Genomic DNA, 20,805 nt, shown 5'->3' with positions numbered 1-20,805 from the left:
TTTAAGTTTAGATAATTAAGATAGTGTATAACAAGAAAAGGGTTGAATATTAATATTCAACCCTTTTCTAAATTGGTTTGGTTAGATTAATATTTAATTAATCTTCTAATAATATTCAGTCCTGTTTCATTACTAATAATTTTTAATAAGTATGGAGCTTGATCTAACTTATTTAAGTTAGAAACATTTATTGTTCCGTTAATACTAGAATACCGTTTGTTAAATACCAGTCTTCCATTCAAATCAAATATTTTGATTTTAAATTCGCTGTTATTATAACTAAGCGGTAATTTAATGCTAAGATTATTATTAAAGGGGTTAGGTGATATTAGTACATTGTTAAGATTAAAATCATCATCAATATCTAAAGCACCATCTGGTGTTGCAGCGTTACAGTCATCATCAATACCGTTACTAGGAATTTCGGTAGCCCCAGGGTTTACAGACGGATCAGTATCATCACAATCATCAAGCGTTGGTGCAACTAAAGAGTATCCACCAGGGTTTGTACATTGTGTTGCTGTTAATTGACTTCCAAAGAACGAATCTCCATCAGCATCCACACCTAAGTACCATACGGTATTTGGGTGGAGTGTATCATCAGTATCATCACAATCATCAAGCGTTGGTGCAACTAAAGAGTATCCACCAGGGTTTGTACATTGTGTTGCTGTTAATTGACTTCCAAAGAACGAATCTCCATCAGCATCCACGCCTAAGTACCATACGGTATTTGGGTGGAGTGTATCATCAGTATCATCACAATCATCAAGCGTTGGTGCAACTAAAGAGTATCCACCAGGGTTTGTACATTGTGTTGCTGTTAATTGACTTCCAAAGAACGAATCTCCATCAGCATCCACGCCTAAGTACCATACGGTATTTGGGTGGAGTGTATCATCAGTATCATCACAATCATCAAGCGTTGGTGCAACTAAAGAGTATCCACCAGGGTTTGTACATTGTGTTGCTGTTAATTGACTTCCAAAGAACGAATCTCCATCAGCATCCACGCCTAAGTACCATACGGTATTTGGGTGGAGTGTATCATCAGTATCATCACAATCATCAAGCGTTGGTGCAACTAAAGAGTATCCACCAGGGTTTGTACATTGTGTTGCTGTTAATTGACTTCCAAAGAACGAATCTCCATCAGCATCCACGCCTAAGTACCATACGGTATTTGGGTGGAGTGTATCATCAGTATCATCACAATCATCAAGCGTTGGTGCAACTAAAGAGTATCCACCAGGGTTTGTACATTGTGTTGCTGTTAATTGACTTCCAAAGAACGAATCTCCATCAGCATCCACGCCTAAGTACCATACGGTATTTGGGTGGAGTGTATCATCAGTATCATCACAATCATCAAGCGTTGGTGCAACTAAAGAGTATCCACCAGGGTTTGTACATTGTGTTGCTGTTAATTGACTTCCAAAGAACGAATCTCCATCAGCATCCACGCCTAAGTACCATACGGTATTTGGGTGGAGTGTATCATCAGTATCATCACAATCATCAAGCGTTGGTGCAACTAAAGAGTATCCACCAGGGTTTGTACATTGTGTTGCTGTTAATTGACTTCCAAAGAACGAATCTCCATCAGCATCCACGCCTAAGTACCATACGGTATTTGGGTGGAGTGTATCATCAGTATCATCACAATCGGTATTGTTTGCTACGTAACCAGCTGGTTGAGAAACAGCTACTTGACTTACAGATGGATTCCCAAATGTATCACTATCGGCATCTTGATACCACGTTGTTGATGTTATAACATCTGCTGTTAAATTAATATTGTCAATTGCAATATCACTAGCAAATCCACCACCAGTAACCGCATTAATTCTAAGTTTTATAGTTTGTCCGTCATATGCGGAAAGATTTATAGTTTGAGTTGTCCATGGATCTGCATTGGCAGTTTGTTGTTGTATATTATTTGTAAATAGATTTGTATAATTTGAACCGTTATCTATACTAATATCTAAAGATATTGAAGCTGTACCATCAATATTCGCACCATACATATGAGTGTCAAATGTGAATTGGGCATTTTCATAACCACTTAATTCAAAACAAGGGCTGATTAAATGAGCTGATTTATTTGGACTTCCAACTGGAGAAACATTTGTTGATGCTTCTGTGAATAAAAACCAAGAATTTTCTGAAGCTAATGAAGGGCCTGTATTGCTTGAAGGAGTTGAGTCACCATCTCCTTCTTCTTGTTTACGAGTCCAGTCAATATCATCAACACTTCCATTTACAGCTTGAGACCAAGAACCTAAATCGCTTTCAAAACCTTCAGAGTAAGGAAAAGAAGAAATAGATGATCCTGTACAAGTAGGTAATGCTGTAGTTGTAAAAAGTATGGAGTTACTGAAAGATGAAGTGCTACTATTACAAGTGCTTCTTACTTGAAATTCATATTGTGTGGAAGGTGTTAAGCCAGTAAGTCCCTCCGAAGAGTTACTTGTATTAGTAGTTGTCCATGTTGGTGCACCGACTACTCGATATCTATAGTCAAAGGTTGCATTATAAATTCCTCCCCAACTAATTGTTACCGATGTATCTGAAATATCTGAAGTAACAAGATTAGAAGGTCCACTTGCAGATGCAGGAACTAATAAAACATCTGGTAAAACGATTTTTTGGTCATTTGCAATACTTTGATTTGTCAAGGTAAATGATTCATAGCAAGGGGCTTCAAAAAGAATGTCATAAGTCGCCGTTGCATTATTATCACCAGTTGTATTTGGATCTGTATCACCTCCACCTTTAATCGGTCGATAATAATCACCATGTGATATGTCAGTAACTGTGTGCGATCCGTAAGCATCATGACCAACAATAGTTACTGTGGCATCAATGGGGTTATTTGTATTGGCATCTTTAACAACTCCTGTAAATCCATAAGTCCCTTGTGTTAAAAAGTCTAATAAAGCATCTCTGTTATAATACCAATAATCATCTAATTGGCTTGCAGGCAAAATTTTAGTATCAGATAATTCTATTGTAATTTCTTTACATTGATGATAAAAATTCATATAATCTTGACGACCACCATAAACACGATACCATTCTGCACCATGTGTTACACCAGGACTTGGGTAGACATTACTGTCATCATCAGCAGTCATATAAGTTGTATCGTTATAAGGAGCTGCATCACTGTCATTCTGTGCATGTGTTGCATATTGAATACCCGTATATTCAAACCATTCCCCATCTGGATGGGTATATTGGCTTACATAAGCATTATCAAAAGGATAGTTTACCAATTCTGTGCCACCATGAAAGTTTGCAGCTATTACAAAATGATTAGCATCTGCTAAAGCCATAAATGCTAAGGTTTCAACTTGATAAACTTCGCCATCAGTATGAGCACCTTGAACATTATCTGGGTAGTTTCTATTTAAATCTATATTGTTTGCATTACCTCTTCTAGCATTAGCTACTGAAGTATTGCTAGGACTGTTATGGTATGTTCCATCTGGATTAGCACTTGGGTTAATCCAAATTTCAGCATTTTCTACTAAGTTTTTTACTCTTGCGTGGTCTGAATGTCCTGTATCTGCGTAAACAGTAAGTATATAATTTATTAAACTAAGCATCATTGGGTAGCCAGCAATCTCATCACCATGCATTGATGAAGTTAGCATTAGTTTTGGCTCTTGCTCATCTGTTCCAACATTATCTGATATTTTTACAAACAATAATTCTTTATCGCCTTGAGTTGTTGTACCAATACTTATTTTTTCGACTAAAGTTGGATTGTCATCCTCAAAGTCTTGCATTTGTTGTGCATAATCTGCATAAGTTGGATAGCTAGAAACAGGAAAAGTAAGTGTATTTGCTAGACCTTTAGCTGCTAAACTCTCTTTTTTAGTTTTTGAAGAATTATCATATATAAATGCTTCATCTACTTCATTTTCACTTTTTGGAACTTCAAAAGGAATGTTTTTAGATTCAAATACTCTAAATTGTTTTTCATTTGCCCATGCTTTAACAATTTTGGTTTTAGGATTATAATAAACAATTGAAAAATCTTTTGTGTGTTTTTCAATGTCACTACTGTTATCTACTTTAAAAGTAAAAGTTACCTCCCCTTTAGAGGATATATACTTTTCAGCTTTAGCTTTGCTATCATTTTGAGAGAAAGTAATTTGCGCTATTAATAAAAAGATGGCGCATACAAGAGTAATTTTTTTCATCAGATTTGAGAGTTTTAATGAATTTTTATGCGGCTAATATATAATAATAATTAAAAAAACTCCATGAAGTGCAAAAAAAATCGATGAAATGTAATGAGTCAAAATTAAAGATTCAACATGAATCCTAATGATTTAGGTTAGTGACTAACTTTTTCGCTTAAATATTAATAAATAAAAAATATTCACTTTTAAATGGTTTTAATAATAAGCTATATTATTATATGATTACTTTTCTTATTGTTACTAATTATTTTTATTACAAACTATAAGGGAACTCAACTTTTTATCTTCAAGGTAATGATGTTGAATATATTATATATTGCAAACGATATTCCCAACAGAAGAGAAAAAACTATTGAGATTATGTGATAGATTAATCCATATGTTATTTAATGGCAGAAAATATGGGTCTAGAAAACATATTGTGTATGCTTTATAATATAACTTTCGTTTAAGTTTGTGGTAAGCGATGTATACCTCCTTTATCTTTGACTATTTATATATACAAAATAATACTACAAGATTTAAAAAATAACATTAAATTTGTGTTCGAACACACCAAAATATTATTAAATTTTAATCTTAAAACATGCAAACAATTTATCGTTTAACTCTTGTATTCATTTTGTTATATAGTTGTAATGAAAAAAACAAAACATTTTCAAAATCAGAAATAGCAATTCTTCCTCAACCATCTTCTGTAGTTTTAGGTGAATTTTCATTTTCATTAGAGGATGGTATGACTGTTTATGGTGATGCTAAAGAAGCTAAAAAGGGAAGTGGTTATTTTATCTCATCTATTAAAGATTTCATAAAAATAAATCTTCATAAAACCGATAAAGAAAATGCAGATATTTTATTTAAATTAGACACCTCTCTAAATGATGATGAGTACAATTTAAATATTGTTCCAAAACAAATAACAGTTAGTGCCAATGGATATGGAGGTTTTTTCTATGGAGTGCAAACCATAAAACAACTACTGTCAAAAGAAATTCCAGAAGGACTAAATGAAGCTAAATATTTAATACCTACAGTTAATATTAAAGATAAACCACGTTTTAAATGGCGGGCTTATATGTTGGATGAGTCACGATATTTTCATGGGGAAAAGTTTGTAAAGCAAATGCTAGACCAAATGGCATTGTTAAAAATGAATGTATTTCATTGGCATTTAATTGATGATGCTGGGTGGCGCATAGAAATTAAAAAATATCCTTTGTTAACAGAAGTTGGAGCATTTAGAACAGACAGCGAAATTGAAACTTGGAAAAGCGGAAAAACTTCAGGGAGACCTCATGGAGGTTTTTATACTCAAGAACAAATAAAAGATATAGTAGCATATGCAGCAGAAAGAAATATTACTATAGTTCCAGAATTTGAAATGCCTGGACATTCTAGTGCAGCAATAGCAGCTTACACTTGGTTAGGTACTGCAGGAATAGATATAGATGTACCTATTAAATTTGGACGTTTATATGATAATTATGATGTTACAAAACCCGAGGTAATTCAGTTTATAAAAAATGTATTAAATGAAATGTTTGAATTGTTTCCTTCAGAAGTTATCCATATAGGCGGTGATGAAGTAGGTTATAAAGTTTGGGAAGAATCAAAATCTGTTCAAAAATACATGAAAGAACAAGGTATTAAAACGCCTGCCGATTTACAAATTGATTTTACCAATAAAATATCTCAATTTATAGAACAAAATGGAAGAAGAATGATGGGGTGGAATGAGATTTTAGGAAAAAACATTCATAAAGGTTTTGAAGAAAAAAAGCATGATAAAGAAGCCGAAACAGAATTGGCTAAAAATGTGGTAGTGCATTTCTGGAAAGGTGATATAGATTTAGCAAGAGATGCTGCTAAAAAGGGCTATGATATAGTAAACTCGTTGCATAGTAATACCTATTTAGATTATAATTATAAGTCTATTAGCTTAGAAAAAGCCTATGGTTTTAACCCTATCCCCGATGGTTTAGAGAAGCAATATCATAAAAATATATTAGGTTTAGGCTGCCAAATGTGGAGCGAATGGACACCGACTAATTCTGATGTTGAGAGGCAAACATTTCCAAGAATTGCAGCTTATGCAGAGGTTGGTTGGACTCAACTAGAAAATAAAGATTATCAGAGTTTTAAACGAGCTCTTAAAAAGACACAAAAGCATTGGGATAGTTTGGGAATCAATTATTTTAAAGATGATGAATAAAATAAAACTTCCATAGCTAATTCTTAATACCCAAGAGAACGCTTATATGGAAGCTTCATGCTACCTTTTGAAGAATGATAAATATAAACACATTAAAGCTTATGATTAAAATATCAAAAAAAATAGTGATATTTCTTTTCTTTTTTATTGCTTTTATTTCATGCAAATCAGATAAAAAAGAACTGAATACTATTGAAAAAAAACCTAATATTATTTTGTTTATGGTAGATGATATGGGTTGGCAAGACACATCAGTACCTTTTTGGAAAGAAAAAACAGATCTGAATAACATTTATGATACACCAAATATGGAACGTCTTGCAAATCAAGGTATGAAATTTACACAAGCTTATGCTACAGCTGTGTGTTCACCAACAAGAGTAAGCTTGATGTCTGGAATGAATGCAGCAAGACATCGTGTAACAAATTGGACTTTAAGAAGAGGAATTTCTGAGGGTAAATCGCCTAAAGGTTTATTAATGCCTGAATGGAATTTAAATGGTATTCAACCAACAGATACCATTGAGCGTTCAACACATGTTACTACGTTACCTCAAATTCTTAAAGATAATGGCTATTTAACTATTCATACTGGAAAAGCACATTTTGGTGCTTTAGGAACTCCAGGGGAAAACCCAATAAACTTGGGATTCGATATTAACATTGCAGGACATGCAGCTGGTGCACCAGGAAGTTACTATGGAACAAAAAACTTTAAAAAAGATATTAATAAAAATAGTATTTGGGATGTTCCTGGTTTAGAAAAGTATCACGAAAAAGATATTTTTTTATCAGAAGCTTTAACTCAAGAATCTATTTTAGCAATGGATAAAGCCATTGAGAATAAAAAGCCATTTTATTTATATATAGCGCATTATGCGGTGCATACACCAATTCAAGGAGATTCAAGATATGAACAAAAATATATTGAGAAAGGGCTTAATTCTATTGAAGCCAAATACGCTTCAATGGTTGAAGGTATGGATAAAAGTTTAGGTGATTTAATGAATTATCTCGATGAAAAAAGGATTGCTGATAATACTATTATTTTATTTATGTCTGATAATGGAGGTTTAAGTGCTGTAGCTCGTGGTGGTGAAAGGCATACTCATAATAAACCTTTATCAAGTGGAAAAGGGTCTGCGCACGAAGGCGGTATTAGAGAACCAATGCTTGTAAAATGGCCAGGAGTTACAAAAATAAACTCAACAACTAATGATTTTGTTATCATCGAAGATTTTTTTCCAACTATTATTGAGCTTGCAGGGATTGATAATTATAAAACTGTTCAACCTGTTGACGGAAAAAGCTTTACTTCAATTTTAAAAGGAGAAAAACAAGATAATAATAACAGAGCTTTATTTTGGCACTATCCAAACAATTGGGGGCCAACTGGACCAGGTATTGGAGCAACAAGCACCGTAAGAAAAGGCGATTGGAAATTAATTTATTATCATTTAGACAGTCATTTCGAGTTATTTAATATTGCTGAAGATATTGGAGAAACATCCAATTTAGCATCAAAAGAAAGTGGTAAACTTAAAGTGTTAGCCACCGAGTTAAGTACTTATTTAAGAAGTGTAAACGCTCAAATGCCAACAAATACCAACACCAATCAAACTGTGCCTTGGCCTGATAACGAAGATGTCTTAAAAGCATATTTTTAAAATTATTATAATGAATCGTATTTTACTATTATTAAGTATTTGTTTAATCATCTTTAGCTGTCAAAAAAAAGAGGTTTTAATTGCTCAAACGTATCAAGAACCTCAGGATCCATCGCCTAGTAAAACTGAAAACTGGTCAGCTGTTTCAAAGGGACTGCAAGCATCAGTAACTTCAACAAACATGCGTTTTGTGAAAAGTGTAACCCCTAAAATTCAACAAAAAAATACTTGGACAGGAACTGCCTGGAAAGGTGAGCGTATATCGGCGCAATTAGTACTTTGGAGCAACGATTCAATTAATAATGTGACTACTGAAATTTCTGATTTTAAATCAGATTCAGGTCATGTTTTATCATCCAAAATAGTAAAAATCAATTTTGTAAAATACGTTATTACAGATGAGTTTGCTGGTGGATGTGGTTACAGAAAACCTGAAAATTTTGCTTCGTTTTTAGCTGCCGATGCCTTAGAACCTATAAATTCCTATACTATTAAAGCGCAAGAAACTAGGCCTATTTGGATTACTATTGATGTGCCAGCCGATGCAAAAAGCGGAACATATAAAAGTATTTTTACAGTACATATTGATGGGCAGAATTCTAAAAAGTTCCAATTCACTTTAAATGTAATTGATAAAGTATTACCACCAGCAACGGATTGGAAATTCCATTTGGATTTATGGCAGAATCCTTATGCAGTGGCACGTTTTCATAGTGTTGAAGTTTGGTCTCAAGCGCATTGGGAGTTATTAAAACCAATAATGAAAAGGCTCGCAGATGCTGGTCAAAAAGTAATTACCGTGTCTTTAAACAAGCGGCCTTGGGGTGGACAAACCTTTGATCAATTTGAAGCGATGATTGATTGGAAAAAGAAAACCGATGGCACTTGGGAATATGATTTTACAGTTTTTGATAATTGGGTGCAATTTATGATGGATTTGGGAGTGAAAAACCAAATTAGTTGTTATTCTATGGTGCCATGGGGTAATGAGTTTTATTATTTTGATGAAGCTGAAAACAAAGAAATTAAAATAAAAGCATCTCCTGGAACAAAAGCTTATGAAGCACTTTGGATTCCGTTTTTAAAGGAATTTAAAACACACTTAACAAAAAAAGGATGGAGCTCTATAACAAGAATTGCTATGGATGAACGTGGGCCAGAAGAAATGAAAGCCATGTTAAAGTTACTTAATAAATATGCTCCAGAATTTGGAGTGTCGTTTGCCGATAACCATAAAAGTTATAAGTTGTATCCTAATGAGCTAAAAGATATGTCGGTAGCGTTTGGTCATCCTGTTGATGAAGAAGATTTGATAAAACGTAGAGCTAAAAATTATATAAGTACGCATTACGTATGCTGTTCAGACGGGTTTCCAAATACTTTTACTTTTTCGCCACCAGCAGAGGGTGTATTTATAGGTTGGTATACTGTGGCTGCCGATTTTGATGGTTTTTTACGTTGGGCATACAATAGTTGGGTAGAAAAACCATTGCAAGATTCACGTTTTAGAGCTTGGCCAGCTGGAGATACTTACATCGTGTATCCCGATAATCGTAGTTCAATCCGTTTTGAAACATTAAGAGAAGGCATTCAAGATGCCGAAAAAATCAGAATTCTTAAAGAATCATTTAAAACAAAAGGTTTGTTAGATGAGTTAGAGTATTTAAACGAACTGGTGGCTCAATTTAACATAACAACTAAACCAGATAATTTAGAGGATTTATTAAAAGATTCTAAAAATTCATTAAATATTTTAACAAAAAGAATAGTTGATTAGCTTTTAGTTTATTTAAAGTTTTTAGATTTAACATACTTTATATTGGAATATTTAATTGTGATATTAATATAAATACATTTTCATTAATTATGAATAAAAAGTACATTTTCGGGTTATTATTTGTCATGCTGTTTTCGTTGATTAATGCACAAACTAAAATAGATTCATCACGAATTATTCGTGTGCTAACGTATAATATTTATCATGGCGAAACGGTAAATGCCGAGAAACCATTTGATTTAGATTTATTGGCTAAAACAATTAGCGATACAAAACCAGATTTAGTGGCTTTGCAAGAAGTAGATTTTAAAACCAAAAGAGTTTTAAAAATGGATTTGGTAACCGAGTTAAGTTTACGTGTAAAAATGGTTGGTGTATTTGGAAAAGCAATGCCTTTTGATGGTGGCGAATACGGTGAAGGTATATTATCAAAACACTCTTTTTTAAGCACTAAAAACCATGCTTTAGTAGCAAGAGAAAACAAAGAACCTCGTGCAGCACTAGAGATAAATATACAGATTAAAAGTGGTGATTCTATTAGATTTGTTGGTACACATTTAGATCATACAGAAGATGAAACCGATAGAATAAGTCAAGCAAATCAAATTAACACTATTTTTTCTCAAGATGAAGTACCTACTATTTTAGCAGGTGATTTAAATGCAAAACCAGAAAGCGAAACGATGCAAGTTTTTTTTAAAGAATGGAAGCAATCTTTTTCTGAAAACATATCGACCTTTCCAGCAGTAAATCCTGAATATAAAATAGATTATATTCTTTTTAGACCGGTAAATAGATGGCGTGTAATTGAAACAAAAGTTATTGATGAAGAAATTGCTTCAGATCACAGACCTGTTTTAAGTGTGTTGGAATTACTAAAAGAGTGAAAAATAAAGGGCAAATACATTATTTACCCTTTAAAAACTAAATGAAAAACTCATAATTAATTTTGATTAAATTATTGTGACTAACTCAAAATATAATCATAAACTACACATCAAAATTAAGAATATATTTAATTGAAATCTACTAATAATCAAACAACAACCAATACTTTCTTTGCATCAAAAGATTCAATTATTTAAAGGATTTAAAAAGTTATACGTTTTAGTTATATTGTAAAAAAATTAGACGAAGGCCTTTTCTTTTTATATAAAATAATTTTTAGTAATGAAAACCAAATAAGAATTTTTAGCATTAAAACCGAATGGCTATTTTTGTTGTTTAGCTATGCAACACTGTTATTAGTCTAAAATACTTAACCACTCCATTAAAAATAAAGATATTTATTTAGTTTTTAAAATATAAAAGCACTTTATCAAATGTTATACAAATATGCGCTTATAATTCTTGTTTTTGCAGTCCTCATTTCTTGTAAGAAAGAAGATAGAAAAATAGCCCAAAACACATCAAAAAACACTATTCATGTCGACCCATTTATAGGTACAGGCGGCCATGGTCACACCTACCCAGGAGCAACGGTTCCTTTTGGTATGTTGCAAGTAACTCCAGTAAATGGCATTAGTAGTTGGGATTGGTGTTCAGGCTATCACTATTCTGATTCTATAGCAGTTGGTTTTAGTCATTTAGCGTTAAGTGGTACAGGTATTGGCGATTTAGCAGATGTGCTTTTTATGCCCATAAATAAAGAAGTTGATTTATCTTCAACACCATTGTCACGCGATTCATTAGCTTATAAATCGAAATACAATCATAAAAACGAAAAAGCGTCACCAGGGTATTATCAAGTGTTTTTAGAAGACCATAATGTGAATGTTGAGTTAACCACAGCATTACGTACAGCTTACCATAAATACACATTTGCAAAAGAAGATAAACAAGCAGTAGTTATCGATTTAGGATTTGCCATAAATTGGGATAGAGTTCTTAAAAGCTCAATTAATATTGAAGATGATTATACTATTAGTGGTTACCGTTTTAGTAAAGGTTGGGCAGCCAATCAAAAAGTGTTTTTTGTCGCTAAGTTTTCAAAGCCAATAACAAAGCATCATATTTTTACTGATGGGAATCGTATAGAAAATAAATCTTCAGAAGGTGAAAAAACATCGGTGCAATTATTTTTTGATGCTAATAATTCATCTGAATTATTCACAAAAGTAGCCTTGTCTTCTGTAAGTGTTGAAAATGCTAAAGACAATTTAGAAACAGGCGATTTTAATTTTGATGTCGTTAAAAATAAAGCTGAAAATACATGGAATGAAGCCTTAACAAAAATCGAAGTTGAAACTTCAGTTGATTCATTAAAAACCATGTTTTACACAGCCATGTATCACGCGCAAGTGGCACCAGTAACTTTTAGCGATAAAAATGGACAATTCAGAAAAGAAAACGATGAAATTATAACTGCTGAAAATTATACCGCATATTCAACATTGTCGCTTTGGGATACGTTTAGAGCCGAACATCCGCTTTTAACTTTGACTGCACCGGACAAGGTTTCAGATATTATAAACACCATGTTGGCATATTACGAAACTAAAAAAATTCTACCAGTTTGGACGCTTTATGCCAATGAAACCAATACGATGACAGGCTATCATTCCATCCCTGTAATTGTTGAAGCCTACCAAAAAGGGATTCGTGATTTTGATGCAGAAAAAGCTTTTGAAGCCATGAAAACTACGATGATGCAAGATGAACGCGGATTGAATCATTATAAAAAACACAGTTATATTCCGTATAATTTAATAGACGAATCGGTTACTATTACTTTAGAGTATGCCTATGATGATTGGTGTGTGGCGCAAATGGCGAAAGCATTAGGTAAAAACGATGATTATGAGTTTTTCTTGAATCGCTCAAAAGCCTATCAGCATTTATTTGATAATGAAACAGGTTTTATGCGTGGAAAATCTGAAGATGGAAAATCTTGGAACGAACCTTTCGATCCGAAACACTCCAATCACAGAGAACAAACTGATTATACCGAAGGTAACGCGTGGCAACACAGTTGGTTTGTACCACACGCGGTAGATAATTTAATCACTTTACACGGTGGCAACGAAACCTTTACAAACCGTTTAGAGCAATTATTTACCGAAAGCTCTGAAATTACAGGTGATAATGTTTCAGCAGACATTACGGGACTTATTGGGCAATACGCACATGGTAATGAACCAAGTCATCATATTGCTTACATGTTTAATCATGCAGACCAACCTTGGCGCACGCAATATTGGGCGCATCATATTATGGATACACAATACAATACTACACCAAATGGGTTAAGTGGAAATGAGGATTGCGGACAAATGAGTGCGTGGTATGCATTGAGTTCTATTGGCTTGTATCCTATGAATCCCGCTTCTGCGGAATATGAAATAGGAAGTCCGATTTTTGAAAAAGCTACCATAAAAATTTCTGAAGAAAAATCATTTATCATTGAAGCAGAAAACGTTTCAAATAAAAACATATATATACAATCGGCAACTTTAAATGGAGTAGATTTTAATCAGACTTCTATTTCACACAAGCAAATTATAGAAGGTGGTACATTACATTTTGTTATGGGAAGTCAACCCAATAAAAATTGGGGAACAACCAATAACTAAACACTAATTAACTAACAACCAAATAGTAAATGGATATCATTGATGTATCAATAATTGTAATCTACATCGTATTAACTTTAGGAGTAGGTATTTGGATTTCTAAAAAAGCCTCAAAGGGATTAGATTCATATTTTTTAGGAGGAAATAGTATTAAATGGTATTATTTAGGTTTGAGTAATGGTTCTGGAATGTTTGATGTTTCTGGAACAGCGTGGATGGTTGGTATTCTGTTTTTATACGGTGCTAAAAGTTTTATGTTTATGTGGATTTGGCCTATTTGGAATCAAATTTTCATTATGATTTTTCTCGCTGCCTGGATACGTCGTTCTAATATCATGACAGGTTCTGAATGGATTTTAACGCGTTTTGGTGATGACAAACCTGGTAGAGCATCACATCTTATTGTCGCCATTTTTGCTATTATAGCATCAGTTGGGTTTATAGCATATTTCTTTGAAGGCGTTGGTAAATTTATGACCATTATTTTACCTTGGGATTTAACACTCACAATGGGAGATACTACTTTATTAGCTTCTGAGCAAAGTTATGCGCTCATCATTATTTTTCTAACCACGATTTATACCATAAAAGGAGGAATGTTTTCTGTTGTAGCTACCGAAGTGTTGCAATACGGAATCATGGTTTTGGCAGGTATTTTGATTACCATTTATGCATTTGTAACGATTACAGATGCACAAATAGCAGCTGTTATTCCTAAAGAATGGAACTCCATTTTATTTGGAATGGAGCTTGAAGGATTCTGGGATGGAAAACTCAAATCATTTAACGATTTAATAGATTCTCAAGGCTATAAAATGTTTGGTGCTTTTATAGGGATGTCTTTATTTAAAGGTATTTTTGCAAGTATTGCAGGACCAACACCAAGTTACGATATGCAACGCATTTTGTCAACACGTTCTGTTAAAGAAGCAGCTTACATGAGTGGATTTACTAATTTGGTACTTTTTATTCCACGTTATTTATTAATTGGAGGTATAGTAGTTATAGGTTTGGTTTTCTTAACTCCAGAAATGAGTGCATTAAAAAGTATTGGGTCTAACGATTTAGAAATTATACTACCAAAGGTTATTAATTTTCATGTTCCTGTAGGTATTAAAGGTTTACTGTTAGCAGGACTTTTAGCAGCTTTTATGTCAACCTTTTCAGCATTTGTAAATTCTGGCCCAGCATACATTGTAAACGATATTTATAAAAAATATTTTAAACCAGAAGCATCATCTAAGCATTATATAAAAGCAAGTCATATCGCATCGTTTGCTGTGGTAATTGTTGGTGTTGTTATGGGTTTTTTTGCAGATTCTATAAACTCTTTAACACTCTGGATTACAAGTGCATTATACGGAGGTTATGTAGCTTCAAACTTTTTAAAATGGATCTGGTGGCGCTTTAATGGCTGGGGTTATTTTTGGGGTATGCTAGCGGGTTTAATTATTGCTACGCTTCAGTTTTTATTAGATCAAAATAAAGCTAATTTTGAAGTAGGCACGTGGTTATATGATTTAGCCCAAATTCCAGCCATCTATGTGTTTCCAATTATATTTTTTGTATCCCTTTTAGGATCCTTTTTAGGCACTTGGTTAACACCAGCAACTAATATGGAAACTCTTAAAAACTTTTACACTAATGTACGGCCTTGGGGATGGTGGAATCCAGTATACAAAGCGCTAAAAAAAGAAGATGAATCGTTCACAAAAAACAACGATTTTGTGAGTGACATGATTAATTGTGTTATTGGTGTAATTTGGCAATCTAGTATGATTTTACTACCTATTTATTTTATGGTAAGAGACTATCAAAATACGTTGTGGACATTATTAGTTTTTGCTATAACATCATTAATATTAAAATTCACATGGTTAGATAAAGTAAAAAAATATAAAAATTAAGAATGCAAAACAAAATTTTTCCTTGGCAGGATAAGCCTGAAAATTGTCAAGATGTTTTATGGCGTCATAGCAATAATCCGATAATAGATAGATATGCTATACCAACTTCTAATAGTATATTTAATAGTGCCGTTGTAGCTTTTAAAGAGGGCTATGCAGGTGTTTTTAGATGCGATAATAAAGCAGTACAGATGAATATTTTTGCTGGTTTTAGCAAAAATGGAATTGATTGGGAAATCAATCACGAACCCATTAAAATGCAAGCAGGAAATACCAATATGATAGAATCGGATTATAAATACGACCCACGTGTAGTATTCATTGAAGATCGCTATTGGATAACCTGGTGTAATGGCTATCATGGACCAACAATTGGTATTGGATACACATTCGATTTTAAGGAGTTTTTTCAGTGCGAAAATGCTTTTTTACCATTTAATAGAAATGGTGTTTTGTTTCCGCAGAAAATAAACGGAAAATATGCTATGTTAAGCAGACCAAGCGATAATGGACACACACCATTTGGCGATATTTATATTAGTTACAGTCCCGATATGAAATATTGGGGAGAGCACCGTTGCGTAATGAAAGCAACAAATTTTGAGGATAGCGCATGGCAATGTACAAAAATTGGAGCAGGTCCTATTCCTATTTTAACAGACGAAGGTTGGTTAATGATTTATCACGGTGTTATAAATACCTGTAATGGGTTTCGATATGCTATGGGATCAGCGCTTTTAGACGAAAAGGAACCCGATAAAGTGAAATATAGAACACAATCTTATTTATTAGGTCCAGCTGCTACATACGAAATGGTAGGCGATGTGCCTAATGTAGTATTTCCGTGTGCTGCATTACATGATACTGAATCAGATAAATTAGCCATTTATTACGGTGCAGCAGATACTGTTGTTGGTTTAGCTTATGGAAAATTAAGTGAAGTGATCCAATTTACAAAAGATAATAGTTTATAGAATAATTTTGATTGTCACATCGAGTGAAGTCGAAATGTAGTCAAGATGTCTTAACATTTGAATAAAAATGAATCAAAGTTTAAACAAATATTTTTCACTATATTTTTTTTGTGTTTCTATAATAAGTTGCGCACAATCAAAAAAGGAAATTATTCCACAAACTTATGTCGCTCATAAAATTTCGGAAGCCATAACTATTGATGGTAAAGCCAATGAAGCGGTTTGGGAAAAAGCAAAATGGACGAATAATTTTATTGATATTGAAGGTGTCAAAACCCCAAAATATGAAACCAACGTAAAAATGCTTTGGGATGAAAATTACTATTATATTTTGGCTGAAATGAAAGAACCGCATGTTTGGGGTGATATAAAAGAACGTGATGCTGTTGTGTTTTATAATAACGACTTTGAAGTGTTTATAGATCCTGATGGTGATACTCATAATTATTACGAATTAGAAATTAATGCCCTTAATACGGTTTGGGATTTGTTTATAAATAAACCTTACAGGGAACTTGGTAATGTGGTATTAAATGACTGGAATTATACAGGTTTAAAATCGGCAATAACGGTTGATGGTACATTAAATAATCCAAATGATGTTGACAAAAGTTGGACGCTTGAAATAGCCATTCCTTTTAAAAATTTAAGAACAGCTTATAATCAAGATAACGTGCCAAGAAATCAATTTTATCGTGTTAATTTTTCAAGAGTAAATTGGGAACACGATATTATACATGGGAAATATTCACGTAAAAAAGGTAAAGACGGTAAGTTTTTACACGAGTATAATTGGGTATGGTCTCCAACTGGTGTTATAAATATGCACTTGCCAGAAAACTGGGGATACGTTTATTTTTCTTCTAAAGAAGTTGGTGGTGATGAAACCTTCACTATTCCGCAAGACGATAAAATAAAGTGGAAAATGTACGAGATATATAGAAAACAAAAGGGACACTTTAAAAAAACAAACTCATGGCAATTGGCAGATAAAACACTTTTAAAGCTATTTACAGTTGATGAAAAAGCAATAATTCCAGAATTAAAATTTCACGATACAGGTTGGAATTTAATCATTATAAGTCCATTTACTCAAAAAACATTAATTTTAAAAGAAGACGGAAAATTCATTTCTAAATAAAAAAATAAGATGAAAACACTAAAAAAACTATCAATTCTATTAGCATTACTAATTTTTGTTGCTTGTAATCAAAAAGAAAGAAAACAGGAAAGCACAGAAACTGCTCCAACTGAAATTACTAAAGAAGCCTTTAAATTTGGAACGTGGATAACTTCAAATAAAGAAAAACCTAACGCGTTTTACGAAGCCGAATTTAAAAAATATAAAGCTGGAGGTATCGATGAGGTACTCATAAACACAGGCACAGACCCAAAAGAATTAGCACGATTAACACCAATTGCAAAAGCAGCTGGTTTAAATGTGCATGCTTGGATAATGGCTATGAACAGACCCGGAGACACTGTGGCACTTAAACACCCAGAATGGTATGTTGTGAGTAGAGATGGAAAATCATGTTTCGATACACGTCCTTATGTAGATTATTATCAATGGTTATGCCCAACCAGAAAGGAATCTCGTAATCACGTTTTAGGTTTGGTTGAAGGTTTGGCAAAAGTTGAAGGTGTAGAAAGTGTACATTTAGATTACATTCGTTTTTCAGATATTTTTTTACCAATTGGCTTATTGCCAAAATACAATTTAGTACAAGATACCGAAATGGCAGAATTTGATTTCTGTTATTGTGATGAATGTGTTGGTGCGTTCGAAAAAATACATCATAAAAACCCAAGAGACAGCAAAAACACGTCTATTGACATGGAGTGGAAAAATTTCAGATTGAATGCTATAAAATCCGTAGTTGATGATGCTTATAAAATTGCACATGCAAACAATAAAATATTAACAGCAGCAGTATTTCCTTATCCAGAAATGGCAGACCACATGGTGCGTCAACGTTGGGATAAATGGGATATTGATGAAGTTTACCCAATGATTTATCACGGATTTTATAATGAAGAAGTAGATTGGATTGGATACGCAACTAAACAAGGTGTTACCGATGTTGAATCTGAAAACATTGCCATAAATACAGGTGTTTATATGCCAGATTTTAAATCGGTTGAAGAATTAAAACAAGCCATTATGCATGCCAAAGATAATGGCGCAAAAGGTGTTACCTTTTTTGATGCGCCAGCGCTAACTGATGAATATTTAAAAGCTATAAAAGAAACAAAAGCATTAATTAATAAATAATCATGTTAAAGAAAAGTGTCATTTTAATCTTAATTGGTTTACTATTTTTTAATTGTACTAAAGATAAAAATGAATCCACTAAAAAATTAACATATTATGTTAATCCGTTTATAGGTACTGATGGTCCGGGAAATACGTATCCGGGAGCAACAGTACCTTTCGGGATGGTACAATTAAGTCCAGATATTGGTATTCCGGGTTGGGATCGCATTGCGGGATATTTTTATCAAGATTCCATTATTTCCGGGTTTTCGCACATGCATTTAACCGGCACCGGGGCAGGCGATTTATACGATATTTTGGTCATGCCAACCAATAGCAGATTCAATAAACGTATTAAAGACAATAATTTCAAACCGTTTTCTAGTTTTTCGCATAATAAAGAAGCAGCATCACCCGGTTATTATTCAGTCGATTTGTTAGATTATGGCATTAAAGCCGAAGTTACTGCAACCAAACGCACAGGCATTCATAAATACACATTTCCACATGATAGTTTATCGCAAATTCATATTGATTTAGGTTATGCGCTCAATTGGGATGTGCCAACCGACACATATATCAAGGTTATAAATAATACCACTATTGAAGGTTACCGAAAATCTACAGGTTGGGCAAAAGATCAACGCGTGTATTTTCAAATTGAATTTTCAAAGCCTTTTGAGTCGTATCAATTATATCAAAATGATACTCTAGTTAAACATTTTGCAAAAGCAAAAAACACAAAAATCATCTTAAATTATAATACAAGAGAAAATGAGGTAATTGTTTTAAAAACAGGGCTTTCAACAGCAAATGATGAAGGTGCTACATTATCTTTAAAAAATGAAGCACCACATTTTAATTTTGAAACTTATAAAAAACAAGCGGATAGCATTTGGGAAAATCAATTGCAAAAAATTAACATAGAAACTAAAAACGAAACCCAAAAGCATATTTTTTATACTATGCTTTACCAGAGCATGTTAGCACCAACACTTTTAAGCGATTATAACAGTAATTATAAAGGAGCAAATGATACTATAATGAAAGCTGAAGGCTACGAAAGGTATGACACGTTTTCGTTGTGGGATACCTACAGAGCAGCACATCCGTTATATACGATTATGCATCCAGAACGTGTTAGTGATATGGTACAATCGTTACTGGCACACTACCAAGAAACAGGATTGTTACCAGTTTGGTCCATGCAGGGTAATGAAACTAATATGATGATTGGCTATCACGCCATTCCTGTAATTGTTGATGCCTATTTTAAAGGCATCGATTTTGATGCGCAATTAGCTTTTGAAGCTTGTAAAGCAAGCGCGATGGACGATAGCAGACAAATTGATATTTATAAAAAACTTGGGTTTATTCCTGTTGATGAAACGCACGAAAACTGGTCGGTTTCAAAAACATTAGAATATGCTTATGGCGATTGGTGTGTGGCGCAATTTGCAAAAGTTTTAAATAAAACCGATGATTATGAATATTTCTTAAAACGCTCAGAAAATTGGAAAAACGTGTACGATGCTAAAAGTAGTTTTATGCGCCCAAAATTAGAAGATGGCACATTTGTAAAAGACTTTATTCCTAAAGATTACTCTGCTTATTTCTGTGAAAGTAACGCATGGCAATACTTTTGGTCGGTTCAGCATGATGTTAACGGACTTATTGAAACCGTTGGTGGTAAAGAGCGATTTGAGCAAAAACTAGATTCTATGTTTACGCTAAATCCGTTACCAACTGATGAATTACCAATTTTCAGCACAGGAATGATTGGGCAATACGCACACGGTAACGAGCCCAGTCATCATGTAGCATATTTGTATAATAACATTGATAAACCTTGGAAAACGCAAAAGATAGTTAGAGAAATTCTTGAAACGCAGTATAAAAATGAACCAAACGGACACTGCGGAAATGAGGATTGTGGGCAAATGTCGTCGTGGTATATTTTTGGCAGTTTAGGATTTTATCCAGTAAATCCAGCAGAAGGATTGTATAGTTTTGGTTCACCAATTTTTGATAAAGCCACCATCAATTTAGAAAACGGCAAGCGGTTTAAAATTGAGACGATTAACAATTCAAAAACTAATAAATATATTGAATCTATTATGTTAAACGGACAAACAATTAGCAGAAATTACATTTCACATAAAGAAATAATAAACGGGGGAACACTAGTTTTTACAATGAGCGATGTTCCTAAAAAGTAATAATAA

At 33.3% G+C, this 20,805-nt stretch carries 11 protein-coding genes; 10 read left to right on the top strand and 1 reads right to left on the bottom strand.

The annotated features are described in order from the left end of the window. Positions 1 to 86: 86 nt before the first annotated feature. Positions 87 to 4,211, bottom strand: coding sequence for a M14 family zinc carboxypeptidase (locus RG22_RS02405; protein ID WP_034040555.1), 4,125 nt, complete (start codon positions 4,209 to 4,211; stop codon positions 87 to 89). Between the two features lie 589 nt (positions 4,212 to 4,800). Here RG22_RS02405 and RG22_RS02400 point away from each other — a divergent pair. From RG22_RS02400 to RG22_RS02355, 10 genes are all read left to right on the top strand, one after another. Next, entirely contained in the window at positions 4,801 to 6,426 is a 1,626-nt protein-coding gene (locus RG22_RS02400) for a beta-N-acetylhexosaminidase (protein ID WP_034040553.1), read from the top strand. 101 nt (positions 6,427 to 6,527) lie between these two features. Further along, positions 6,528 to 8,093 (top strand): sulfatase, encoded by a 1,566-nt coding sequence (locus RG22_RS02395; protein ID WP_034045631.1) that lies wholly within the window; start codon positions 6,528 to 6,530, stop codon positions 8,091 to 8,093. Between the two features lie 10 nt (positions 8,094 to 8,103). Further along, positions 8,104 to 9,870 carry a DUF4091 domain-containing protein gene (locus RG22_RS02390; protein ID WP_034040550.1) on the top strand — a complete coding sequence of 589 codons (1,767 nt, stop codon included), beginning with the start codon at positions 8,104 to 8,106 and terminating at the stop codon, positions 9,868 to 9,870. Positions 9,871 to 9,959: 89 nt separating this feature from the next. Then, positions 9,960 to 10,757 carry an endonuclease/exonuclease/phosphatase family protein gene (locus RG22_RS02385; RefSeq protein ID WP_081997648.1) on the top strand — a complete coding sequence of 266 codons (798 nt, stop codon included), beginning with the start codon at positions 9,960 to 9,962 and terminating at the stop codon, positions 10,755 to 10,757. Positions 10,758 to 11,192: 435 nt separating this feature from the next. Beyond that, complete coding sequence (locus RG22_RS02380; protein ID WP_034040548.1) at positions 11,193 to 13,442, top strand: GH92 family glycosyl hydrolase; 2,250 nt, start codon at positions 11,193 to 11,195, stop codon at positions 13,440 to 13,442. Positions 13,443 to 13,471: 29 nt separating this feature from the next. Continuing rightward, entirely contained in the window at positions 13,472 to 15,349 is a 1,878-nt protein-coding gene (locus RG22_RS02375; RefSeq protein WP_034040546.1) for a sodium:solute symporter family protein, read from the top strand. A gap of 2 nt (positions 15,350 to 15,351) precedes the next feature. Continuing rightward, a complete protein-coding gene (locus RG22_RS02370) occupies positions 15,352 to 16,323 on the top strand; it encodes a glycoside hydrolase family 130 protein (protein ID WP_034040544.1) in 972 nt (323 codons plus the stop codon). 67 nt (positions 16,324 to 16,390) lie between these two features. Then, positions 16,391 to 17,464: a carbohydrate-binding family 9-like protein gene (locus tag RG22_RS02365; protein ID WP_034040542.1), complete on the top strand. Its 1,074-nt coding sequence runs from the start codon at positions 16,391 to 16,393 to the stop codon at positions 17,462 to 17,464. A gap of 9 nt (positions 17,465 to 17,473) precedes the next feature. Then, on the top strand, positions 17,474 to 18,598 hold the full coding sequence (locus tag RG22_RS02360) for a putative glycoside hydrolase (RefSeq protein ID WP_034040539.1): 1,125 nt from the start codon (positions 17,474 to 17,476) through the stop codon (positions 18,596 to 18,598). 2 nt (positions 18,599 to 18,600) lie between these two features. Next, positions 18,601 to 20,799 carry a GH92 family glycosyl hydrolase gene (locus tag RG22_RS02355; RefSeq protein ID WP_052143594.1) on the top strand — a complete coding sequence of 733 codons (2,199 nt, stop codon included), beginning with the start codon at positions 18,601 to 18,603 and terminating at the stop codon, positions 20,797 to 20,799. Positions 20,800 to 20,805 lie beyond the last annotated feature (6 nt).

Origin of the sequence: Wocania ichthyoenteri Th78 (assembly GCF_000789235.1) — a bacterium.
In the GTDB taxonomy this organism is placed as follows: domain Bacteria; phylum Bacteroidota; class Bacteroidia; order Flavobacteriales; family Flavobacteriaceae; genus Wocania_A; species Wocania_A ichthyoenteri.
This window is presented reverse-complemented; position numbering and strand designations above follow the sequence as displayed.

Excerpts from the sequence above, each read along its gene's own strand:
- RG22_RS02395 (WP_034045631.1), top strand. The coding sequence starts at position 6,528 with ATGATTAAAATATCAAAAAAAATAGTGATATTTCTTTTCTTTTTTATT.
- RG22_RS02355 (WP_052143594.1), top strand. The coding sequence starts at position 18,601 with ATGTTAAAGAAAAGTGTCATTTTAATCTTAATTGGTTTACTATTTTTT.
- RG22_RS02380 (WP_034040548.1), top strand. The coding sequence starts at position 11,193 with ATGTTATACAAATATGCGCTTATAATTCTTGTTTTTGCAGTCCTCATT.
- RG22_RS02400 (WP_034040553.1), top strand. The coding sequence starts at position 4,801 with ATGCAAACAATTTATCGTTTAACTCTTGTATTCATTTTGTTATATAGT.
- RG22_RS02365 (WP_034040542.1), top strand. The coding sequence starts at position 16,391 with ATGAATCAAAGTTTAAACAAATATTTTTCACTATATTTTTTTTGTGTT.
- RG22_RS02375 (WP_034040546.1), top strand. The coding sequence starts at position 13,472 with ATGGATATCATTGATGTATCAATAATTGTAATCTACATCGTATTAACT.
- RG22_RS02390 (WP_034040550.1), top strand. The coding sequence starts at position 8,104 with ATGAATCGTATTTTACTATTATTAAGTATTTGTTTAATCATCTTTAGC.
- RG22_RS02370 (WP_034040544.1), top strand. The coding sequence starts at position 15,352 with ATGCAAAACAAAATTTTTCCTTGGCAGGATAAGCCTGAAAATTGTCAA.
- RG22_RS02385 (WP_081997648.1), top strand. The coding sequence starts at position 9,960 with ATGAATAAAAAGTACATTTTCGGGTTATTATTTGTCATGCTGTTTTCG.
- RG22_RS02405 (WP_034040555.1), bottom strand. The coding sequence starts at position 4,211 with ATGAAAAAAATTACTCTTGTATGCGCCATCTTTTTATTAATAGCGCAA.
- RG22_RS02360 (WP_034040539.1), top strand. The coding sequence starts at position 17,474 with ATGAAAACACTAAAAAAACTATCAATTCTATTAGCATTACTAATTTTT.